Origin of the sequence: Methylophilus sp. UBA6697 (assembly GCF_002454655.1) — a bacterium.
Lineage (GTDB): Bacteria > Pseudomonadota > Gammaproteobacteria > Burkholderiales > Methylophilaceae > Methylophilus.
Genome location: NZ_DKJH01000042.1, coordinates 108,651 through 129,072, shown reverse-complemented (window position 1 = coordinate 129,072; position 20,422 = coordinate 108,651). Strand labels below are relative to the sequence as shown.

Below are 20,422 nucleotides of genomic sequence, written 5' to 3'. Positions count from 1 at the left end.
TTTATTCCTTTGTGACCGGGAGCTCGACCAGGCGCCAGTAATGCTCAATAAAGCCGATGACTTCAAGAAAGTCCCGATCCATGTGTTGCTTGAAGACATAGCCTGCCACATGGTTGCGATAAGCGGCCACCAGGTCTTCATCTGATTTTGAGGTGGTGAGGACAAATACCACGGCATGTGTCAGCAATGGGTCGGTGCGCAGGGTTTGCAGAAATTCAAGGCCGTTCATGCGTGGCATATTAAGGTCGAGCAAAATAATATAGGGCGCTGGCACGGCGCCGGTACGCAATAATTCCAGTGCCTCGCGGCCATCGCGCGCACGTAGCACGGTGTTTAACAGCCGCAGCTTGCGCAATGCCCGTTCCAGAGCGATGGCGTCAATATCGTCATCGTCAACAATGAGTAAGGTGACTTCTTTATAGTTTTGTTTCTGCAGGATTTGCACGGGTCAGCCTCTCCTCTATATTGATTGGCCAAGTAAACCGGATAGCACAGCCACGGATGCCGTCAGAAACAATACTGGTGTTGCCGCCGTAAGCTTCCACAATTTTTTTCACCAGCGCCAGCCCCATGCCGCTACCTTCTACTTCATCGCGTGGCCGCAGGGTTTGGAACATAATGTAGACACGCTCCTGGTATTCTGGCGAAATGCCCGGCCCGTCGTCAGTGACGCTGAATTCATAAAAGCCTTTGCCGGCGGTACGACCACTCAGCTGAATGCGGCCTTGCGCTTTATCATGGTGCTTGATGGCGTTGGCAAACAGGTTGCGCAGCACTTGCTCCAGCGGCGTGGCAAGCGTGGTAAAGGTGGGCAAATCTGGGTCTACTGCCAGGGTAAACCCTTCAGGTGGCGCTTGTAGTTCGAAAACAGTTTGCGCCCATTTGCCGAGATCGACCTGGCTGACGCTGCCTTCCATGCGCCCGGCGCGCGAGTAGGCGAGTAAGTCATCTAGCAGGCGCTCCATTCTGCGCAGGCGGCCACGTAGCAGGTCCATGTGTTGCGGGATGGCATCGATTTGACCATTGTTGAGGTCTTCTTCAATCCAGTGCGAAATCTGGAAAATACCGCGCAACGGTGACTTGAGGTCATGCGAGGCAACATAGGCAAAGGTCGCCAATTCTTTATTGCTGCGCTCGAGTTCATCGCGGTGTTCCGCCAGTTTTTCACCCGCTTTTACCCGCGCAGAAATATCGGTAATCGCTGACAGTACTTTGACGCCATCGTCGGTTTCGATCGGGTTCAGCCCCACCTCTACCGGAAACTCGCTACCGTCTTTGCGACGGCCAAATAAGTCGCGGCCGCTGCCCATGGCACGTGGGCTCAGGTCAGAAAAGAAAGAAGCGCGGTGATGCGGGTGTTGATGGCGGAACCGTTCAGGTAGCAGGATATCTATCGACTGACCCAGTAACTCAACCCGGCTATAGCCAAAGATGCTTTCTGTCTGGTTATTTACCATTTCGATGATGCCGCTTTTATTCACCATCACCATGGCGTTGGGGGCGGCTTCAACCACTTGGCGAAAACGCTCCTCCATTCTTTTACGCGCCGAAATGTCGGTAATGGCTGAGAGCACCTTAATGCCATCATCAGTTTCAATCGGGTTCAGCCCGACTTCTACCGGAAACTCGCTACCGTCTTTGCGGCGGCCAAATAAGTCGCGGCCGGTACCCATGGCACGTGGGCTTAAGTCAGAAAAAAAGGATGCGCGGTGATGTGGATGTTGACGGCGGAAGCGCTCGGGCAGCAGGATATCTATCGACTGGCCCAGTAACTCGACCCGGCTGTAGCCAAAGATGTTCTCTGTCTGGGTGTTCACCATTTCGATGATGCCAGTGTGATTGACCATCACCATCGCCGTAGGTGCGGCTTCCACCACCTGGCGCAAGCGCAGATTGGCCCGTTCGATATCCCCAATGTCATCATGCATGACCAACCCCTTTGCACCAACAAAACTTGCTTGGCGAGTGTGAATCTAACTGCGAGTGTCTCTGGAATGCGTGCTACGGATACTTTGTTCTATTTACGCTCAAGTATATCCATGTCGCCGTCGGGAATGCAATGTGTGCGGCCAATGTTTGTGACGATATTTTTTGCCCGCATGGCGGGATTGAGCCACGAGCAGAGATGGTTGTATGACGTTGAGGCACAAAGTATGAGTTTTGCCTCAACGTGAACCCTTGGGATGTTATGGGATGCCAATAATCTTGAGGTATTCCTCAAGGGTCAATGTGAGTGTTTGCAGCGAATTATTCACTTCGTCTAGATGCGCATTGCCATTCAGGTGCAGTTGCTCTAACAACGCTTTGTGTTTTTCAACCGCGTCTAAATGCGCCTCCAGTTTTGCTTCTTTGAGTGCTTTGGTCATGGTCAGTCCCCTTCACAAGATGTGTTTACTCTAACAGGCTTTGAGCGTGCGTGTTTAGCTTATATCAAGGCCTTTCATGTTTGAGTAATGTGAGAGCTGCAAAGTTTGCGGCCTATATACAGGCGATATTCGTCAGAACACGCTACCCGGCCAAGTCAAAAGCATGTGTGGGTTGTTGCAAGGCTGTCTGCTGATTAAAATGACAGCATGTCTGCTGCATTAATTCAACAATACCTCCCTGGTTACCCCGCCCATTTACGTGCGCAAATTACGCAATTGCATGCGCAGGGGCAATTGGGCACTTATATCCAACAACGCTATCCGCAGGTGCATGCCGTTCAAAGTGATAAAGCTTTGTATGACTTTTGTATCGAGCTTAAACAGCGCTATTTAAAAAATGCGCCGTTACTTGATAAAGTGCATTTTGATAACAAGCTGACGGTTGAAAAGCAGACCTTGGGTTTGAACACGGCGATCTCGCGCGTGCAGGGTGGCAAGCTCAAAGCCAAAAAAGAAATCCGTATATCGGCATTTTTTAAAACGGCGCCGCTGGAGTTTTTGCAGATGATTGTGGTGCATGAGCTGGCGCATCTTAAAGAGCGTGACCACGACAAGGCGTTTTACCAGCTGTGTTTGCATATGGAGCCCAACTATATGCAATATGAGTTTGATTGCCGTGTGTATCTGTTGTCGCTGCTGTTAAGTGAAAGTGAGTAAACGCTTACGTATTGGCGGCAGCACTGATTAACTGTAGCAAGGCGTCACTTTCAATGGTCGGTTTGTTTATCAATAACCAGACTGCGGCAATTCTGTCTGCCTGTGCATAGGCGGTTGTAGCCAGTTCCTCGCCAAAAATGTCCGGGTCTATTTCTGTGTATTGATAGGTGCATCCTGCCATTTTTGTACGGTGTTTAACGGCCTCGATGAACGGATCATGCCCGTGAATGATGGCGACCCCGGTATAAAGCATAAGGATGCCGCCCGGTGCCAGCCGGGTGAGTGCCGCCTCAACAATATCCAGCGACAGTTGTGCACCCAGCGGGCCGTGACCATGCCGGTAAGCGCGGGCGGATGGGTCGATCAGGTAAGGCGGGTTGGAAACTATCAGGTCAAACTCGCCAGGCAGGTCGTGCAGCAGGTCGCTGTGGTGGAACGCTACATTGCTAATGCGATTGGCTTTGGCATTGATGGCGGCAAACGCCAGTGCCTTGGCATTGATATCTACGCCTATGCTCTCGGCATAAGGCAATGCTTCAGCCAGCAAAATGGCGCCGACACCCGCGCCAGTACCAATATCGACACAGCGCCGCACTTTGCCTTGCAACGTCGGCAGTGCACCATACATGGCATTGATAAAGCGATAGGTGTCCGGGCCGAAAAACACGGCATCGGCGGCGTCAGTCGGAAAGCCGGAATGTAAAAACAGCTTGTCTTGAATGCTTGAAACGCGCACTTGTGACTGCCAGCCTTGCGCCACTGGCCGCAAAATGTTGGCTTCTTTCATGCGTGCAAATAGCGCTGCGTCTAGCGTTTCTTGCTTGAATGGCCGGTTCCAGCCGAAGATATCCTGAATACTTTCTGCCCAGGCATTGCCCGACCGCTGGTTCACCAGATGATGGGTTGCCGGGGTTACCGTCACAAAGCTGTAGTGACGCTCATAGAGCGCCAGCAGTAACTGTTCTAATGGGGAATGGAGGTATTTTTCCACGATGCCGTCCTTTAGAGGGAAGTATTGGTAGCTTAACAGAATGTTACTTTCTGTTTAATCAGCGAATTCCTACATGACGCTCATACATCGTCTGATAGAGCGTTTGATCATATCTGCGTAACTTATGTGCTTTGTACTTGCTATTCCATTTGGGCTATTCCATCTGGCAGGTTAATGCATTGGAGACCGCAGCGATGTCAGTCATCAGCAAACAAATCGGGAAGCATCAGCAAACAGCCCAAGACTGGTCTGCCAAGTCTATGTACTTTTCACTTTTGGCGCCTTCCGGTTTTAGCAAGGGCCGGGCAGATAGCCTGGGTTTTCTGGCCGCCAATTTGCAGGAAACCAGCCATCATTTCACCAATGTGCCCACACATCCTGCGCAACTGGAGGCGTGGTTGCTTGAGCAACATGCGGCAATCGGCCAACAGTACCAGGAGTATCTTGCCGCCAGAAAAGCAGGCGAGCCCCGCTGGTATTTCAGTGGCAAATCGCATGCCTTGTATTTTCTGCGTGCAGTCGCGCCGACCAAGATGGTTGATGGGGCCTGGCTATATGGCTTTACGCGCCACTGGCAGGACACGCGCTTTACCTCCTTGTTAAAAATTTATCTGGAAGAGCTGGGCAATGGCGTTGAAGCCATGAATCATGTAGCGCTATACCGCAAACTGCTAAAAGTGAATGAGTGTGATGACTGGCGCACGCTGGACGACAAGTTTTTCACACAAGGCGCTGTGCAGCTGGCGTTGGCAGCAAATGTTGAAACACATCTGCCAGAGGTGATTGGTTTTAATCTGGGCTACGAGCAGTTGCCGCTACATTTGCTGATCACGGCATATGAACTCAAAGAGCTGAATATCGACCCCTATTACTTTACCTTGCATACCACCATTGATAACGCCCATAGCGGGCATGCCAGAGCGGCAATTGATGCCGTCAGCGAGGCGATGCCTACGTTTGGTTCTGTACAGAATTATATGGAGCGCATTGTGGCAGGGGTTAAATTAAATGACGCCGGCCTCGGTACGCTGGACCTGATCAAACACTTTGACCTGCTGGCTGAAGTGGTCCGCGTGCTGCAAAGCAAAGCCAGTATTGGCCAGTATATGCATGCCAACCATTGTGTGATTGGGGATAAATCCATCAATGCGTGGCTGGCTGATGCCGACCAGGTGGCCAGGTTGCTATCTGTGATGGAAAGAACAGGCTGGATAACACGCCATCAAGACCCTGAACAGAGCCGTTTCTGGCAAATGATTACGGCGGATAAAGCGCCGATGTTCGGCGTATTCACTGCTTATGAGAGACAAGTGCTCTATGACTGGATTGCGGGTGAGGCGCTTGAGCGCTTGCCCCGACTGGCGCGATTGGGCGCGCCTTGGCGAATGGCGGAGAAACCATCCCTGCCTCAGACGTCTGAAGTGCCTCCGCATGGCAATATTTACGACTTGCGCTCAGGTCGCCGTGTTGCTCAGGCATTGCAGGTGGACAATGACTTTCACCAGGACCAATTGTCGCTGGAGCGCTATCTGCATGGTTTGGGGCAAAAGCGTATGGATTTCCTGATTGACTGGTTATCGCCTGCCAAGCACCATACGCCGCTGGGCTTGTGTGCGACACGTTATTTCAAGGCGTATGTCGACGCACCATACGGGCAAACAGGTGATTGATTAAAGCGTGCCCGCCCAATACTGTTGAGAGGTTCTTCACCACTGGTGCTTCAAGGCTTAGCCAAATAAATCATCCAGCGGATTTTTGCCGCTGGCGCTTGCCTTGCTTGCGACGCGGCTGGCGGTGAATTCCTCTTCAATATTGTCGCGGTAATAGCTCCACTGTGCGCTGGCATTTTTCAGGTTGCGCCAAATGCTGTCGCCGACATTGGCATATTCCAGCGCGCTGCCATTTTCGAGTTCTACTCTTAAGAGGCGCTTGCCTGCGTCGTAACCAATGGCGCGCAATTTGCCTGAGTGAGTGCTGATCATCTCCATGCCAGCCCCTTAGCAGCAACCACCTGTTTTACAGCCGCAAGATTTGCCCGCGGGTTTCAAGCCTTTGTGTTGCCAGGCGTTTAAAAAAGCCTCTTTACTCATGGGTTGAATATTGAGCGATTGCTGTAGTTCGTCATCAACGACTTGTGCCTGGTAATGTTGAAAATGCGCCAGGTATTTAGCGTAAGCGCGGTCTGCGCCACGCAGTTTCTGCCATTGTGTCCAGAGCCATTTTTTCAGTGTAAACATACAAACTCCTGCGTTTTTGCCATCACTGGCAGCATATTAAACTAATTCTGTCGCCAGTTTAATCTTCATGTCTGTTAGAGGCAGTTTGGCGCGCGGAGTTCAGGTCTTGCGTTCATGGCTTAGGCTCATGACTCAATGTCATAGCAGGCAGACTCAATGCGACGGATGGTGGCCGGAATGTCGCTGGCAGGTACCGGTTCCGAGAATAGAAAGCCTTGGGCGCCGTAACAGCCCAAGGCTTTGAGTTGTTGCACGCTCACGGCGGCATGGATGCCTTCGGCAATCACTTCTATGTGCAGGTTTTTTGCCAACTCCAGTGTCGAGCATACGATGGCCAGGCTGGAGGCGTCGTGGTGCATTTCGCGGATAAATTGCTGGTCGATTTTGAGATAGTGCAAAGACAGTTGTTGCAGATAAAGTAACGAGCTGTAGCCGGTGCCATAGTCATCAATACTGATTTTGATGCCGAGCGCGATCAGGTCTGACAGGAGTTTTTTGACGCGCCTGGGGTCAGCGAGCGCGCTCGATTCGGTAATTTCAACCTCTATGTGATTGGCAGGCATGGCATGCTTTTCCAGCGCTTGCGCTACCTCTTTCACCAGGTCAAAGTTCATCAGGTCGCGGGCGGTGACATTGACTGCAATAGTGAGGTCAAGCTGCTGTTGATGCCACAATTGCCACTGACGGGTCGATTCATGCAACACCAGTTTAAACAGGGTATGAATGAGGTCAGTGTTTTCGATATGCGGCACAAACTCACCTGGCATAATCAGTCCGCGTAGCGGATGCTGCCAGCGCACCAGGGCTTCTACTCCGATCACCGTTTGCGTTTGCAAATGCACCTTGGGCTGGTAGTAGACCACAATTTGCCGGGCGTGTATGGCTTCCCGGAATTCACTGATAATCCAGCTTTTGTCTGCCGGTTTGTCGCGGATAGCCTGGTAGCATTCGACTTGAGACTGGTTTTCTTTTGCCCGTAAAAGTGCGCGCTCACTTTCGCGTTGCATATTAGAAAATGCGTGTTTGGTGAAAGAGTCTGCCATTGAGATGCCTATGCTGCAGCTGACTTTGGCAGTTAACCCATTGACAATAAACGGTTGCTCCAGCAACTGGTGAATATGCCAGGCTTGCTGTTCTACGATGGCTTTTTCAGGCACGTTGAGCATGAGCACAATGAACTCGTCACCGTCGACGCGGGCGAAGTGGTAGCCTTGCGCCTGGCTGTTGTGATGTAGTCGCTTGGCGACGGCTTTTAAAATCAGGTCACCCAGGCCAAAGCCGAAAATATTGTTAAAGGCTTTGAAACCATCGATATCCATGAGCAACATCGCGTTCATACTATGCGGCAGTACACGCGTGGAATACATGCTACTCTCAACCACTTGCTCAAGATAATTGCGGTTGGGGATGCCGGTCAGATAATCGGTGCGGTTTTGCTGTTCCAGTTGCTGCTTAACCTCAATGATATTTTGTAAGGTGGTGCTGAGCTGATACCAGCCGATGATAAAGATAATGAAAAAGCCCAGCAAAATGCCGATGGTGGCAGGATGTAATGCCTGGAAATAGCGTAATAGCAGCGCGACCGGGAACAGCAAGGCCAGCGGTAATAGCATCGTCAAGATATGGTGGGCATGGCGATCGTCTTCACTGGCTCTGGGATGGCCGAGCTGCGCTATATCCGGGTGCAAGGCAACACTGCCAAAGCTGACATAGCCTATGAGCCAGCACATCAGGTTGATGTCATGCGGTACAGCCAGGCTGTTGCTGGTGCCATGAAACACACATTCACCAATGGCAAAAAACAGAATGGCCAGGCAAAGCTGCAAAAATACCCGCGAGGCGTATGCGTTGCTGCTGGTCCATAGCCATAGCAGCATGCCGAGTTCAATAAACGACAGTGAGGGATACAGCATGCGAAAAATCTGCGGCCGATCCAGCGAAAAACCATGATGCAGGATGGTAGGTAAAAACAGGAATTGCCAGCCGATGAGCATGAGGCTGGTGGCCAGGATCCAGCCCTGAAAAAAACCATGACGTGGAAATTGCGGGTGTTGCTGGCAGGCGAGTTGCCACAAGCTGCGCACCAACGCCAGGTGCCCTGTGAGCAGGCACACATCAGCCAGTGAAAGTTGCAGGCCAAAGTGTCCACTGGCATCGGTATTCGCTTCTATGAGTCCACCCAGGCATTGTGCGCTGATAGCGACCGCGAATTGCAACCATGGTTGGCATGGTTGCGGGCGCTGTCGCCAAATGCCCAGCCAGATGGCACTCACGCTGAGGATGGCAATCAGAAAAAACCAGCTATCCCTGAGTCCGAACCGACTAACAAGCGGCAGGCAAGCTGTGGCGACCAGCCCAGCCAGCCAAAAGACTTTCCAGGGCGGCGTCATGCGTGCTGCCAATGAAATAACGGCTGAAATATGATGACTCCATTGCATGGCTGTACTTCACATAAGCAGATCGAAGCGCCATTAAACACTGCTTTAATAACACATGTAAATATATGTTTTATTGGCGGGTGCTTAAAAGTGATTGCAGATGGGGTGAGTCAGTCGTTAAATTGCTTTTACGTGATTTAATGAAACGTCTGCGGATGTTTTCTATTACACTCATCCAGCGTCTCTAAGTCACGCAGTGACAGCGTCATCTCATTTGATTTTTTGTATTCGAAAGTGTTTTCTTGTTGGCCGTGCGCGCATACAAGAGCATCCATATTTATGTCCAACGCGTTTTATTTCAATCTGATTCTATTTTTTCTGGTGGCGATTATTGCGCTGGAAGTGTTGGCGAAAAAACTACGCTGGCCGCCTGCCGTGGCGCAGTTAATCGGTGGTGCACTGATCGCCTTTATCCCCGGTTTGCCTGCGTTTGAGATTGATCCTGCGCTGGTGTTAGTGGTTTTCTTGCCACCACTACTGATGGCGGGCGCTTATTTCACGGTGTGGCATGAATTCAGGCGCCACCTGGTGGGCATCTTGCTGCTGGCGATAGGCGCGGTGCTATTTACCACCCTGGTGGTTGGGCTGGCTCTGCATAGTTTGACGCCGGCACTGCCGTGGGCTGCCTGTTTTGCCTTAGGCGCCATTGTGTCACCACCGGATGCCATCGCCGCCAAGGCCGTGCTGCAACGGGTGGCATTGCCACGCAAATTGCTGGTGTTGCTGGAGGGGGAAAGCCTGCTCAATGATGCAACCGGCCTGGTGTTATACAAGTTTTCGATTGTGGCCATGCTGACTGGTGTGTTCTCCATGGCGGGGGCGGTTGAGGAGTTCGCCTGGCTCAGCATCGGCGGCATCCTGCTGGGCGCCGCGTTTGGCTACCTGGTCTATAAAACCTTGCGCTATTTGCATGACACCGAGCTCATGATTCTCGCCTCTGCCTTACCGGGCTGGATTTGTTATGTGGTGGGTGAACATATTGGTGTTTCGGGCGTCATCGCGACCGTTACCTACGGCATGATGCTGGGCTGGCACCAGCATGAAATCATGACGGCCACCGCCAGACGTCGCGGTGCCGCGTTTTGGGAAATCATGATTTTTGTCTTTGAGTCGCTGGTGTTTATCCTCATAGGCCTCTCATTGCGTGGGGTGTGGGACCGTATTGCCGACGGTAGCAAGTCAATTGCTGATTACAGCCTGGAGGTGTTGCTGGTCCTGGTGGTGGTGATTGTGTCGCGCTTTGTCTGGGTGTTTGCCGTCGATGGGCTGGCTGGATTATTCAGCAAACACGCAAAGTCTGCCTCAGGCGGCTGGCGTGAATCATTTGTGACCAGTTGGGCCGGCATGCGCGGCGTGGTGACACTGGCGGCCGCGCTGGCGGTGCCTGCCGAGGTGCCGGGGCGCGATTTGATGCTGCTGTGTGCGTTTGCCGTGATTTTAGTCACCGTATTGTTTCAGGGTACCAGCATCGGTTGGGTGATACGCGTACTCAAATTAAAAGCCACGGCCCATGAACGTACTTACCTTAATGAGCCGCAAACCTGGGCGCGTATAGAGCAGGCGCAATATGCAGTGGTCAACAAGCTGGCTTATGACGAACAAGGCAAGCTACAGCATCCACGATTACTCGAACAATATGGTTATCGCCAAAGCTTGTCAGACAAACATAAAAATGACGCCATGTTGCCAGACGATATCCGTAAAGCGCATTTTAATGTGGTGCTGGCCGCAGTGGCCGCCGGGCGTGAGGAGTTGCTGAAGCTGCATCGTTCCGGACAGATTCATGATGAACTATTGCATATGATGGAGCGTGATCTGGATATCCAGGAAATAGCAGCATTGCATAGCCGGGGATAAGGCAACGCTGTCCACATTTTTTGTGGATAACTTTTCAGATGTGTTGTGGGTGAGTGTTGTAACTGATTGATTTAATGACTAAAAACAGGGGTGATTAAAATCTGTACGCTGAAAATAATTAGCAAAAATCCTTGCTGCAGGCTATTTTTTGTGTATTGCCAGCCAGAGGTCGTCGGCGTAGCATAGGCTGATCACTGTTGCAAATAAGGAGTCCATGATGAAACGACTGTTTTATATTGATTATCCGCAAGAGCATTATGAAGGACAGGCGCATCGTTATCGTTGTGCGTTTTGCAAGCAGGAAACCACCAAAATCAATGGCCGTCTGGAAGGGCATTTACCAAGTTGCGATTATCGCGTGGTACTTGAAAAAGCAGGGTTTGAATGCAACCGCCAGGTAGCTGTGGCACATGAAGATACGGCAGACGAAGAAGATTAATTCGCCACGATAGCCAGATTATCATCGCCTCACTTTTAACGACCGGGTCACCGTATGAGCACATTTACTCCCTTGCAATCACTGATTGGCGGCTTGCTGATTGGCTTTTCTACCTTGCTGTTAATCCGCTGGCTGGGGCAGATTGCCGGTATCAGCGGCATCGTTGGACAGCTGTGGTCGGCGGCTGCCAGTGATCGTGCCTGGCGTTTTGCCTTTGTTGCAGGTCTGCTGGTGGCACCGCTGTTGTATGCCCTATTTACGCCATTGCCCGCCATGCAGATTGCTACCAGTACGCCCTGGTTAATTGCGTCAGGCCTGCTGGTGGGTTTTGGCACTCGGCTGGGGTCTGGCTGCACCAGTGGTCATGGCGTGTGTGGCTTATCGCGCTTATCGTTACGCTCGCTGGTGGCGACGTTGACGTTTATGCTGACAGCGATGCTGGTGGTATGGCTGGTACGCCATGTGCTGGTGGCAAGATAGGAGCGCATGATGGTGATGTTGATTGCATTGTTCGCTGGCGTGATTTTTGGCCTGGGCTTGATTGTCGGCGGGATGACTAACCCGGCCAAGGTGCTAGCGTTTCTGGATATTAGTGGTGATTGGGATCCCTCACTGGCGTTTGTGATGTTGGGGGCGATTGCCATTGGCTTTTTCGCGTTTAAAACTGCGGCCAAACAGTCGCGCAGTCTGTTGGGCTTGCCTATGCAATTGCCTGCCAGCCATCTGATTGATCGCAAATTGGTTATAGGTGCATTACTGTTTGGGGTCGGCTGGGGCCTGGCTGGTTTTTGCCCCGGCCCGGCGGTTGCCTCGATATTGGTTGGCGGTGCTGCGGTGTGGATATTTGTCGCCAGTATGCTGGCGGGCATGGCGCTACATACGCTGGCCGTGCGCCGCGGCTGGCTTTAATCTCTTTTCTTGCGCCATCGTGCGTGCGACCCATACTTGGTCATTTGGCAGGCAGTCATGCCTCTTTTTACGGATGCTAGTCGTGTCATTTTCCCTGAGCATCAGTCAGCGCGTTGGTGCCGCCTTGATTTCTCATAAAGATATTTCTTAGGAGCCGGCACATGATTTTTCAACAGCTTTTTGAAGCAGAGAGTTGCACATATACCTATCTGCTAGCGTGTGAACAAAGCAGGCAGGCGGTGCTGATTGACCCGGTTGAAAGTGAGGTCGCGCGCTATATTGAGGTTTTGCATACCCAGGAATTAACGCTGGCCTATACGCTAGAAACCCATGTGCATGCCGATCATGTGACCGGGGCGGATGCGCTACGCCAGCGCTTGGGCAGTCAAAGCGTCGTTCACCGTGACGCGGGGGTGCTGTGTGGCGATTTGCTGGTCACCGATGGCATGCACTTGCATGTCGGCTCACTGGATATTGAAGTGCGCTCCACGCCTGGCCATACCGGCGGTTGCGTGAGTTACTACCTAGGTGACCGCATTTTTACCGGCGATACTTTGCTCATCAACGGCTGTGGCCGCACCGACTTTCAGCAGGGCGATGCAGGACAGTTATACGACAGTGTGCATCGTGCAATTTTCAGCTTGCCAGAGGCAACCCTGGTTTATCCGGGCCATGATTACCACGGCCAAACGGTATCCACGGTGGGTAAAGAAAAAAAGGACAATCCGCGCCTGGGTGGCCAAATTTCACGTGCGGCGTTCGTGGCGCTGATGGCTAACCTGAAGCTGGGGTATCCAGCACAAATGGCGGTGGCACTGCCAGCCAACCAGGCGTGCGGCAGGCTGGCGGTTAATCAGTCTTCATAAGTTTGAAATATTAAATCTGCAGGCAGATTTTGCCAAAGTGCTGGTTGGTTTCCTGGTATTGAAACGCCTGCACGATTTCTTCTAGCGCAAATACTTTATCTACCACCGGTTGCATGCCGTTGGCCTCAATCGCTTTCACCATGGCTTGTTGCTGCGCACGATTCCCTACTAGCACGCCTTGCAGGCGTAATTGCTTAATCAGTGCAGTCACCAGCGGAAAGTCTCCTGCCAGGCCGGTCAGAATGCCAATGACAGACACATGACCGCCGACGCGGGCCGCCAGCATAGACTGTTCCAGTGTCGCTGGGCCACCGACCTCCACCACGTGGTCGACGCCTTGCCCGCCAGAAATGTCGCGTGCGAGCGTGCCCCATTGCGGCGTGGTTTTGTAATTGATTAAATGGTCTGCGCCTAAGGCCTTGAGCTTTTCCAGCTTGGTCTCGCTGGATGAGGTAGCAATCACGGTCGCCCCGGCCAGTTTGGCAAATTGCAGCGCAAAGATAGACACGCCACCTGTGCCTTGCACCAGCACTGTATCCCCCGGTTTGAGGTGGTCGTCAGACATCAGGGCGCGCCAGGCGGTGAGGGCGGCGGTGGTGAGGGTTGATGACGCCAGATGGCTCCAGCCTATGGGCGCCAGGGTAAACGATTCGACGGTCGCTGTGACCAGCTCGCGGGCGTAACCATCAATGCCATCACCCGGCACGGTGGCAAAGCCTTCAACCAGTGGTTTACCTGATTGCCAGGTGGGAAAGAAGGTGCTGACTACAGCATCTCCTATTTTAAATTCAGTGACGTCTGCGCCTACGGCAATCACTTCGCCGGCGCCATCAGCCATCGGGATGCGTGGCTCAGTCGGCCCCCACATGCCGCTAACCACGGCAAAATCATGATAGTTCAGTGAGTTGGCATGTAGCCTGACCGTGATCTCGCCTGCTTTGGGGGCGGCCGCTTCACGGTTGCCTATAGTCACGTTTTGGTAGCCGCCGCCGGGTTGCACAATGATGGCTTTGCTCATTGTTGGTCTCCTCAATGAATGTGATGATTATCATCATCGGATGCGTGTGATAGTTGGATTGTGCCGTGTTGTGATGACGATGTAAATTCTCAGCCCCTTCGTTATATACGGCCTTATATAGCGTACCTGTAGATAAAATTTAACATCGTTAAATTTCCTGTTTTATCGTGCATGAAACACACATACATACAGATGTGTATGTTAGTATATTTTTCATCATAGCCAACGTTCAGATTGGTTTAGCCATCAGGCACAACAGATATTCACAAGGAACCTACCCGATGAAACTAAATATCAATGGCAAAGAGACCGATCTCAATGTGAGTGACGATATGCCCATTTTATGGGCGATTCGCGATGTGGCTGGCATGACTGGCACCAAGTTTGGCTGTGGCATGGCGCAATGTGGCGCCTGTACCGTGCATCTGGATGGCCAGGCTATCCGCTCGTGCGTGACACCGGTAAGTGCCGCGGTAGGCAAAAAAATTACCACCATTGAAGCCATGCAGGAAGACAAAGTCGGCCAGGCTGTACAGGCCGCCTGGCAGCAGATTGATGTGGTGCAGTGTGGTTACTGCCAGTCTGGCCAGATCATGTCTGCGACCTCATTACTCAAGCAGAATCCCACACCCAGCGATGCCGATATTGATGCGGCCATGAGTGGCAATATTTGCCGTTGCGGGACTTATCAACGTATCCGCACAGCGATTCATGAAGCTGCTGCCAAACTGGCCTAAGGAGAGACACCATGAACGATATGATTAATCTCTCGCGCCGCAGTTTTATTAAAAGTACCGCGCTGGTGGCTGGTGGTTTAGTGGTGGCCTTTAGTATCCCGCAAGCCAAACGGTTTATGGGGGTGGCTAATGCCGCTGAAGCGATGCCTTTGCCTGCGCCAAATGCTTTTTTGCGCATAGGTGCCGATGACAGTATTACGGTGATGCTGGCGCACAGTGAAATGGGGCAGGGTGTGTGGACGACGCTACCGATGCTGATCGCCGATGAGCTGGATGCAGACTGGAGCAAGGTGAAGGTCGAGCACGCACCGGCCGCACCGGCCTATATTCATACTGCTTACGGCATACAGATTACCGGTGGTTCTTCGACCACCTGGTCGGAGTTTGACCGTTACCGCCAGGCAGGTGCCTTAACGCGTGCCTTGTTGTTGCAGGCGGCAGCCAAGCAGTGGAATGTGCCTGTCGCAGGCTTGCGTACCGAAAACGGTGCGGTGATCAACGGCAAGAAAAAATTGACCTATGGCCAGTTGGTTGAGACGGCCAGCCAACTGGAAACGCCGACCACTGTGACCTTGAAAAAACCGGAACAATGGAAGTTTATTGGCAAGGCCACCAAACGCCTGGACAGCGCGGAAAAAATCAATGGCACCGCCAAGTTTGGCCAGGACGTGCAGTTTGATGGCTTGAAAGTGGCCATGGTAGCGCGCTCACCGGTATTTGGCACCAAGCTGAAAAGCGTAGATGATAGCGCGGCACGCCAAGTACCAGGTGTGATTAAAGTGGTGAAAGTGCCAACAGGCGTGGCAGTGATTGCCGAACATTACTGGGCGGCCAAACAAGGCCGCGAAGCACTCAAGTTGGCGTGGGACCTGGATGGGCATGACAAACCGGATTCTGCGGCACTATTGAAACAATATCAGGCCCTGGCACAGCAGCCAGGTGTGCAGGCAGCCCAAGCGGGCGATATCGCCAGTGCCAGCAAACAGGCCAAGCAGACCATCAGTGCCGAGTATGTGTTGCCGTATTTGTCACATGCGCCGATGGAGCCACTCAATTGCGCGGTCAAAATTTCGGATCAAGGCTGCGACATCTGGACCGGTACGCAAATGCAAACCACCGACCAGGCTGCTGCTGCCAAAATTCTGGGGTTGAAACCTGAACAAGTAAAAATTCATACCCAATTCCTCGGTGGTGGTTTCGGCCGCCGTGCTAATCCGCGCGCCGATTTTGTGTCTGAGGCGGTAGAAGTGGCCAAAGCGGCTGGCTTGCCAGTGAAAACTGTCTGGAGCCGTGAGGATGATGTCAAAGGTGGTTTTTACCGGCCTATGTTTGTGCACCGCGCCACCGTGGCGCTGGATCAACAAGGTAAGCCACTGGCCTGGCAACAGACGCTGGTCGGGCAGTCCATCATTAAAGGCACGCCGTTCGAAGGCGTGATGATTAAGGATGGCATTGATGCGACTTCTGTAGAAGGCGTGGCCGATTCACCTTATGTCAAAGGCACCGCCAACCATCAGGTGCATCTGCATTCGGTGCAAAGTGATGTGCCGGTGTTGTGGTGGCGCTCGGTCGGCCATAGCCATTCCGGTTTTGTCATGGAAAGCCTGATCGACGAACTGGCACATGCCAGTAAGCAGGATCCGTTGGCATATAGACGCCAATTGCTGAAAGATCATCCGCGCCATTTGGCCGCCCTGAACCTGGCGGCCGATAAAGCGGGTTGGGGCAAACCATTACCGTCTGGCGTGTTCCGTGGCATTGCCGTACACGAATCGTTTGGCAGCTATGTGGCGCAAGTAGCCGAGGTTTCTGTGAAAGAGGGTGAAGTCAAAGTGCACCGCGTAGTGGTCGCCATTGATTGCGGCCTGGCAGTAAACCCGGATGGCGTCAAAGCGCAAATGGAGTCTTCAGTGGCTTATGCGCTGGGTGCAGCATTGAGTAGCGAAATCAGTTTTAAAGACGGGCAAGTGGTGCAGTCTAACTTCCATGACTACCAGGTATTGCGCATGAAAGACATGCCCAAGGTGGACGTGCATATCGTGGCGAGCAAAGAAAAAATGGGCGGCGTTGGTGAGCCTGGCGTGCCGCCATTAGCGCCTGCTGTCGCCAATGCAGTATTTGCGGCAACCGGTAAGCGCATCCGCCGTTTACCCATAGGCGACCAACTGGCTTAAGTCTATGCAATCGTCAGATTGGGAAGTACTGCAACGCGCCAGTGACTGGTTGCAACAAGGCTATCGCGCGCACCTGTTTACTGTGATCCAGACCTGGGGCTCGGCACCGCGTTTGCCGGGTGCCATTCTGGTAGTGCGTGAAGATGGTCATCTGGTCGGTTCAGTATCGGGCGGTTGTATTGAAGATGACCTGGCAGATAAAGCGAGGCAGCAGCGGTTGCCCATACGGCCAGCCATTCTCGAATACGGCATCCACCAGGACGAGGCGCAACGCTTTGGGATTCCCTGTGGCGGGCAACTGAAGATTTTTGCCGAGCCGCTCACACAGGCCGAGCAACTGGCACCCATGCTGGAAAGTTTGTCGCAACGGCGTTTGTTAAAGCGTTCAGTCAACCTGCATAGCGGCGAGGTGCGCCATCAGCGTGTGCTGCCAGAAGGCCTGCCGTATCTGGACAAAGACTGGTTCCACAGCTACTTTGGCCCGCAATGGCGCCTGCTGGTGATAGGCGCCAACCAGTTAGGCTCGGTATTGGCGGCCATGGCACAAGCGCTGGATTTTAATGTCATGATCTGCGACCCACGTGAAGACATGCGTGCAGAATGGCATGTGGAAGGCGCAGAGTGGCTAGCGGGCATGCCGGACGATGTGGTGCTCGACATCGCACCTGATCCACACACAGCCATTGTGGCAGTGACGCATGACCCCAAACTGGATGATATGGCCTTGCTGGAGGCGCTTAAATCAGATGCGTTTTATATCGGTGCGCTGGGCTCAGTGAAAAACCAGGAAAAACGCAAACAGCGCCTGCGCAGTTTTGACCTCAGCGAACAAGAGGTCAACCGCCTGCATGGCCCGGTCGGCTTGCGCATCGGTAGCCGTACTCCGGCCGAAATTGCGGTGTCTATTTTGGCTGAGTTGATTCAGGCACGGGCACAACTGCAACAGGCTGGATTGTCGAAAACAGGCAGCAATCTTGCCGCTGCCTGAATCAGGCCAGGTCTGCCGGCGTATCAATATCTCTTAAAATGCCAGCATCCTGGCATTCAAATCGTAAAATATCGGCCTGATGCGCGCGCAAGACATCACGCGCGCCTTGATCGCCTTCAATGGCAAGCAAGTCTGGTATCAAATCGCTGCGAAAGCCCACCGGGTGCCCGGGCTGGCCGTGGTACATAGGCTGCACAATACGCGCCTGTATTAACTGTTGCGCGACCTGCTGTATTGTTTCGGCTTGAATAAACGGCATATCCGCGAGCGCAATCACCAGCCCCGTCATGGCTGGGAAAGCGTTTTTTGTCGCCATCAGGCCCAATTTCAAACTGTCCGACATCTGTTGATGCTGGTCCTCGCACTCAATGACTTTAAATCCAAGCGATGTGAGTTGGTTGCCCAGCGTGGGTTGGTTGGCGCGTATGACGGCAACACTATGTGGCAGCGCGGCAATCAATGCTTGCGCCGCCCTCAGCGCGACCAGTTGTCCGTCTGCCAGCGGTTGCAACAGCTTGTTTTGCGTGCCAAACCGGCGTGAGAAGCCGCCTGCCAGCAGGATGCCTGCGATGAGTGGTGGGCGAGGATCAGGATGCGCCATATGTCTGCTATCGATAATGTTTCAGGGTTGGTCAACAACATGTTTAATTGGCACGTTCATGTATGCTTGCGATTCTTTCTTCTGGAGTACATATGACCTTGCCTAAACGTTTATATTACAGTGTGTTGCTAGGTTTGCTGATTTTTCCTGCGCTGGTGTGGGCCGGTCTTGTGGCTGGCGACTATGAATTTTCCGTCACGGTGAATGGTGACAAGCGCCCCTATCTGGTGCATGTGCCTGCGCAACCAGCTGGCCAGGCCTTGCCCATGGTGCTGGCGCTGCATGGCGGGCTGGGCAATATGCAGGTACAGGCCAATGAGCGGTTTTACCACCAGATTTCGGCCGCAGAGAAATATGGCTATATCGTGGTGTTCCCTAATGGATACAGCCACTTGCCGGGAGGCAAGTTCGCGACCTGGAATGCAGGTAATTGCTGTGGCCCGGCAGTGAAAAAACAAAGCGATGATGTCGCCATTATTCGTGCCATGATTCAAGACATGCAGCAACGCGCCAATGTCGATGCTAAACGTATTTTCGTTGATGGCATGTCGAATGGCGGCATGATGAGCTACCGTTTGGCTTGTGAGTTATCTGACACCGTGAGCGCCATCGCCTCGGTGGCGGGCACTGATAACACCCAGCGCTGCCAGCCTGCCAAGCCGGTGGCGGTGTTGCATATTCATGCCAAAGATGATGATCATGTGCCGTTTCATGGCGGCAAAGGCCAGCAATCTATGGTTGATGTGAATTTCAACTCAGTGCCTGCCACTATCCAGAAATGGGTGCAGCTTAACCAGGCCAACGCGCAGGCAGAACGCATTTTGGAGGTCCCCGGTGCTTATTGTGAGATTAACCGTGGCGGGCTGGCGCCAGTGCAATTGTGTGTGACCGAGACTGGCGGCCATTCATGGCCGGGGGGCAGCAAACCTCGCGGCGGGCAGGCCGGGTCTGATGCGATTTCTGCCAATGAGGTGATCTGGCGGTTTTTTAATGACTATGGCCGGCAGTGATGGCGCTAATTCTGTTGTAGTTGAGAAATCTGCTGACGAATCAGGTCGCCCTGGGCCTGGTCGATGGCACTAATGGCAGGTTGCAGTGATTTGAGTGTCACCAGGTCTTTTTGCGTGAAGGCCACGCGCGATAACGCCAGCATGGCGTCATAGTCGCGCTGGTTCAAGTCATAAGCATGTTTGAGATCTTGCTCAGCCTCGGCGTATTGTTGCAGGCCTTCTTCTGCCAGCCCTAGAAAATACCAGGCATCGGCCGAAGTTGGCTCTTGCTTCGCCCATTGGCTGGCAATCGACTTCAGGTTAGCCCAGTCGCCGTTCTGGTAAGGAATCACCACCTGCATAAAGTAGGGCCGTTGTTCGAGTGGCAATGCCCAGAACGGCACTTCATTGGTTTTCAGTGAAATAATTTCAGGCGCGTCCATCAGCTCTTTAATCCATTCTGCTGGCAGACTGTAGTAAAACGCCTGGTGTCCTGGGCTCTTGAAGGTGGTTAGCCCGATCAGGTTGAAATTTTGGTCAAACAGGGCGCCGCCACTGGAGCCCATCAAGAAAGAGGCATTCGTGCGCACAATCATGCTGCCATCGTAAGGATAAATGCCTTTGATATTGCCATAAGACAGTTGCGGTACAGGCGCCGCGGCCGGAAAGCTCAGGCTAAACACTTCCTCTTCGTATTGCAGCGTTTTGCTGTCGCGCATGGGGAGTGGTTTAAACGGCAAGGGATCAAATTTGAGTAAACACACATCGCGCTTCCAGTTGGCTTTGAGCGCAATAGGCCGATAGCCATCACGGAACTTGGCAATATTGGCGCCATTGCTGTTGGCGATGACATGACAGTTGGTGGCCACGTATTCCGGGCTGACTACCACGCCCGAGCCTCGGCCATTAGAGCCGCCCGGCATATCGGTGGTGACCATCACAATCGAGTGGCCTAATTCAAGTGTATCGACGATGCTAGGTTGTGCCTGCACGTGCACCTGCCCAAGCCCTGTCCACATTATCAGCAATAACAATAACCGTTTCATACAGGCTCCCATCGACAAAGGCCAATCGTTCTGATCATGCATCATGCAC

General features: G+C 52.8%; 21 protein-coding genes. 11 read left to right on the top strand and 10 right to left on the bottom strand.

What is annotated here, in order from left to right; genetic code table 11:
• Position 1: 1 nt before the first annotated feature.
• The 3 genes from B3355_RS11580 to B3355_RS11570 all read right to left on the bottom strand — a co-directional run bounded on the left by B3355_RS11580 (position 2) and on the right by B3355_RS11570 (position 2,366).
• Positions 2-445 (bottom strand): response regulator, encoded by a 444-nt coding sequence (locus B3355_RS11580; protein ID WP_019881049.1) that lies wholly within the window; start codon positions 443-445, stop codon positions 2-4.
• Positions 417-1,928, bottom strand: a complete 1,512-nt coding sequence (locus tag B3355_RS11575; protein WP_292784038.1) for a sensor histidine kinase — start codon at positions 1,926-1,928, stop codon at positions 417-419. The genes B3355_RS11580 and B3355_RS11575 overlap by 29 nt, the downstream gene beginning before the upstream one ends.
• A 258-nt stretch (positions 1,929-2,186) precedes the next feature.
• Positions 2,187-2,366 carry a hypothetical protein gene (locus tag B3355_RS11570; protein ID WP_047515312.1) on the bottom strand — a complete coding sequence of 60 codons (180 nt, stop codon included), beginning with the start codon at positions 2,364-2,366 and terminating at the stop codon, positions 2,187-2,189.
• A 207-nt stretch (positions 2,367-2,573) separates the two neighbouring features.
• Here B3355_RS11570 and B3355_RS11565 point away from each other — a divergent pair, with 207 nt between their 5' ends.
• On the top strand, positions 2,574-3,083 hold the full coding sequence (locus tag B3355_RS11565; RefSeq protein ID WP_292784034.1) for a YgjP-like metallopeptidase domain-containing protein: 510 nt from the start codon (positions 2,574-2,576) through the stop codon (positions 3,081-3,083).
• 4 nt (positions 3,084-3,087) lie between these two features.
• Here the strand turns inward: B3355_RS11565 and B3355_RS11560 are convergent, their stop codons facing one another.
• Positions 3,088-4,074: a class I SAM-dependent methyltransferase gene (locus tag B3355_RS11560; protein WP_292784030.1), complete on the bottom strand. Its 987-nt coding sequence runs from the start codon at positions 4,072-4,074 to the stop codon at positions 3,088-3,090.
• Positions 4,075-4,268: 194 nt separating this feature from the next.
• On the opposite strand from B3355_RS11560, the gene B3355_RS11555 reads away from it, so the two are divergent.
• A complete protein-coding gene (locus tag B3355_RS11555) occupies positions 4,269-5,744 on the top strand; it encodes an iron-containing redox enzyme family protein (RefSeq protein WP_292784028.1) in 1,476 nt (491 codons plus the stop codon).
• A 57-nt stretch (positions 5,745-5,801) separates the two neighbouring features.
• Here the strand turns inward: B3355_RS11555 and B3355_RS11550 are convergent, their stop codons facing one another.
• The 3 genes from B3355_RS11550 to B3355_RS11540 all read right to left on the bottom strand — a co-directional run bounded on the left by B3355_RS11550 (position 5,802) and on the right by B3355_RS11540 (position 8,749).
• Positions 5,802-6,062: a KTSC domain-containing protein gene (locus tag B3355_RS11550; RefSeq protein ID WP_024930376.1), complete on the bottom strand. Its 261-nt coding sequence runs from the start codon at positions 6,060-6,062 to the stop codon at positions 5,802-5,804.
• Between the two features lie 9 nt (positions 6,063-6,071).
• On the bottom strand, positions 6,072-6,311 hold the full coding sequence (locus B3355_RS11545) for a hypothetical protein (protein WP_019881058.1): 240 nt from the start codon (positions 6,309-6,311) through the stop codon (positions 6,072-6,074).
• A 125-nt stretch (positions 6,312-6,436) separates the two neighbouring features.
• Positions 6,437-8,749 carry a putative bifunctional diguanylate cyclase/phosphodiesterase gene (locus tag B3355_RS11540; protein WP_292784024.1) on the bottom strand — a complete coding sequence of 771 codons (2,313 nt, stop codon included), beginning with the start codon at positions 8,747-8,749 and terminating at the stop codon, positions 6,437-6,439.
• Positions 8,750-9,028: 279 nt separating this feature from the next.
• On the opposite strand from B3355_RS11540, the gene B3355_RS11535 reads away from it, so the two are divergent.
• The 5 genes from B3355_RS11535 to B3355_RS11515 all read left to right on the top strand — a co-directional run bounded on the left by B3355_RS11535 (position 9,029) and on the right by B3355_RS11515 (position 12,820).
• On the top strand, positions 9,029-10,606 hold the full coding sequence (locus B3355_RS11535) for a Na+/H+ antiporter (protein WP_047515293.1): 1,578 nt from the start codon (positions 9,029-9,031) through the stop codon (positions 10,604-10,606).
• Positions 10,607-10,823: 217 nt separating this feature from the next.
• On the top strand, positions 10,824-11,045 hold the full coding sequence (locus tag B3355_RS11530; protein WP_019881062.1) for a hypothetical protein: 222 nt from the start codon (positions 10,824-10,826) through the stop codon (positions 11,043-11,045).
• 54 nt (positions 11,046-11,099) lie between these two features.
• Complete coding sequence (locus B3355_RS11525) at positions 11,100-11,525, top strand: YeeE/YedE family protein (RefSeq protein ID WP_292784019.1); 426 nt, start codon at positions 11,100-11,102, stop codon at positions 11,523-11,525.
• Between the two features lie 9 nt (positions 11,526-11,534).
• Complete coding sequence (locus tag B3355_RS11520; RefSeq protein WP_019881064.1) at positions 11,535-11,954, top strand: DUF6691 family protein; 420 nt, start codon at positions 11,535-11,537, stop codon at positions 11,952-11,954.
• A gap of 161 nt (positions 11,955-12,115) precedes the next feature.
• Complete coding sequence (locus B3355_RS11515; protein WP_292784016.1) at positions 12,116-12,820, top strand: MBL fold metallo-hydrolase; 705 nt, start codon at positions 12,116-12,118, stop codon at positions 12,818-12,820.
• 10 nt (positions 12,821-12,830) lie between these two features.
• Here B3355_RS11515 and B3355_RS11510 read toward each other — a convergent pair whose 3' ends face one another.
• On the bottom strand, positions 12,831-13,838 hold the full coding sequence (locus B3355_RS11510; RefSeq protein WP_292784013.1) for a zinc-dependent alcohol dehydrogenase family protein: 1,008 nt from the start codon (positions 13,836-13,838) through the stop codon (positions 12,831-12,833).
• Between the two features lie 281 nt (positions 13,839-14,119).
• On the opposite strand from B3355_RS11510, the gene B3355_RS11505 reads away from it, so the two are divergent.
• The 3 genes from B3355_RS11505 to B3355_RS11495 are packed head-to-tail and all read left to right on the top strand — an operon-like array spanning position 14,120 to position 17,737.
• Positions 14,120-14,575 (top strand): (2Fe-2S)-binding protein, encoded by a 456-nt coding sequence (locus tag B3355_RS11505; protein ID WP_019881067.1) that lies wholly within the window; start codon positions 14,120-14,122, stop codon positions 14,573-14,575.
• Between the two features lie 11 nt (positions 14,576-14,586).
• Positions 14,587-16,749, top strand: a complete 2,163-nt coding sequence (locus tag B3355_RS11500; RefSeq protein WP_292784009.1) for a xanthine dehydrogenase family protein molybdopterin-binding subunit — start codon at positions 14,587-14,589, stop codon at positions 16,747-16,749.
• Positions 16,750-16,753: 4 nt separating this feature from the next.
• The gene (locus tag B3355_RS11495) at positions 16,754-17,737 is read left to right on the top strand and encodes an XdhC family protein (RefSeq protein WP_292784006.1); all 984 of its coding nucleotides are present in this window, start codon (positions 16,754-16,756) and stop codon (positions 17,735-17,737) included.
• Between the two features lies 1 nt (position 17,738).
• Here the strand turns inward: B3355_RS11495 and B3355_RS11490 are convergent, their stop codons facing one another.
• The gene (locus B3355_RS11490) at positions 17,739-18,338 is read right to left on the bottom strand and encodes a nucleotidyltransferase family protein (RefSeq protein ID WP_292784004.1); all 600 of its coding nucleotides are present in this window, start codon (positions 18,336-18,338) and stop codon (positions 17,739-17,741) included.
• Positions 18,339-18,430: 92 nt separating this feature from the next.
• Here B3355_RS11490 and B3355_RS11485 point away from each other — a divergent pair, with 92 nt between their 5' ends.
• A complete protein-coding gene (locus tag B3355_RS11485; protein ID WP_292784001.1) occupies positions 18,431-19,348 on the top strand; it encodes an alpha/beta hydrolase family esterase in 918 nt (305 codons plus the stop codon).
• A 5-nt stretch (positions 19,349-19,353) separates the two neighbouring features.
• Here the strand turns inward: B3355_RS11485 and B3355_RS11480 are convergent, their stop codons facing one another.
• Positions 19,354-20,373, bottom strand: a complete 1,020-nt coding sequence (locus B3355_RS11480) for a trypsin-like peptidase domain-containing protein (RefSeq protein WP_047515259.1) — start codon at positions 20,371-20,373, stop codon at positions 19,354-19,356.
• Positions 20,374-20,422: the final 49 nt, after the last annotated feature.

Excerpts from the sequence above, each read along its gene's own strand:
- B3355_RS11575 (WP_292784038.1), bottom strand. The coding sequence starts at position 1,928 with ATGCATGATGACATTGGGGATATCGAACGGGCCAATCTGCGCTTGCGC.
- B3355_RS11570 (WP_047515312.1), bottom strand. The coding sequence starts at position 2,366 with ATGACCAAAGCACTCAAAGAAGCAAAACTGGAGGCGCATTTAGACGCG.
- B3355_RS11565 (WP_292784034.1), top strand. The coding sequence starts at position 2,574 with ATGTCTGCTGCATTAATTCAACAATACCTCCCTGGTTACCCCGCCCAT.
- B3355_RS11555 (WP_292784028.1), top strand. The coding sequence starts at position 4,269 with ATGTCAGTCATCAGCAAACAAATCGGGAAGCATCAGCAAACAGCCCAA.
- B3355_RS11550 (WP_024930376.1), bottom strand. The coding sequence starts at position 6,062 with ATGGAGATGATCAGCACTCACTCAGGCAAATTGCGCGCCATTGGTTAC.
- B3355_RS11545 (WP_019881058.1), bottom strand. The coding sequence starts at position 6,311 with ATGTTTACACTGAAAAAATGGCTCTGGACACAATGGCAGAAACTGCGT.
- B3355_RS11540 (WP_292784024.1), bottom strand. The coding sequence starts at position 8,749 with ATGCAATGGAGTCATCATATTTCAGCCGTTATTTCATTGGCAGCACGC.
- B3355_RS11535 (WP_047515293.1), top strand. The coding sequence starts at position 9,029 with ATGTCCAACGCGTTTTATTTCAATCTGATTCTATTTTTTCTGGTGGCG.
- B3355_RS11530 (WP_019881062.1), top strand. The coding sequence starts at position 10,824 with ATGAAACGACTGTTTTATATTGATTATCCGCAAGAGCATTATGAAGGA.
- B3355_RS11525 (WP_292784019.1), top strand. The coding sequence starts at position 11,100 with ATGAGCACATTTACTCCCTTGCAATCACTGATTGGCGGCTTGCTGATT.
- B3355_RS11520 (WP_019881064.1), top strand. The coding sequence starts at position 11,535 with ATGGTGATGTTGATTGCATTGTTCGCTGGCGTGATTTTTGGCCTGGGC.
- B3355_RS11515 (WP_292784016.1), top strand. The coding sequence starts at position 12,116 with ATGATTTTTCAACAGCTTTTTGAAGCAGAGAGTTGCACATATACCTAT.
- B3355_RS11510 (WP_292784013.1), bottom strand. The coding sequence starts at position 13,838 with ATGAGCAAAGCCATCATTGTGCAACCCGGCGGCGGCTACCAAAACGTG.
- B3355_RS11505 (WP_019881067.1), top strand. The coding sequence starts at position 14,120 with ATGAAACTAAATATCAATGGCAAAGAGACCGATCTCAATGTGAGTGAC.
- B3355_RS11500 (WP_292784009.1), top strand. The coding sequence starts at position 14,587 with ATGAACGATATGATTAATCTCTCGCGCCGCAGTTTTATTAAAAGTACC.
- B3355_RS11495 (WP_292784006.1), top strand. The coding sequence starts at position 16,754 with ATGCAATCGTCAGATTGGGAAGTACTGCAACGCGCCAGTGACTGGTTG.
- B3355_RS11490 (WP_292784004.1), bottom strand. The coding sequence starts at position 18,338 with ATGGCGCATCCTGATCCTCGCCCACCACTCATCGCAGGCATCCTGCTG.
- B3355_RS11485 (WP_292784001.1), top strand. The coding sequence starts at position 18,431 with ATGACCTTGCCTAAACGTTTATATTACAGTGTGTTGCTAGGTTTGCTG.
- B3355_RS11480 (WP_047515259.1), bottom strand. The coding sequence starts at position 20,373 with ATGAAACGGTTATTGTTATTGCTGATAATGTGGACAGGGCTTGGGCAG.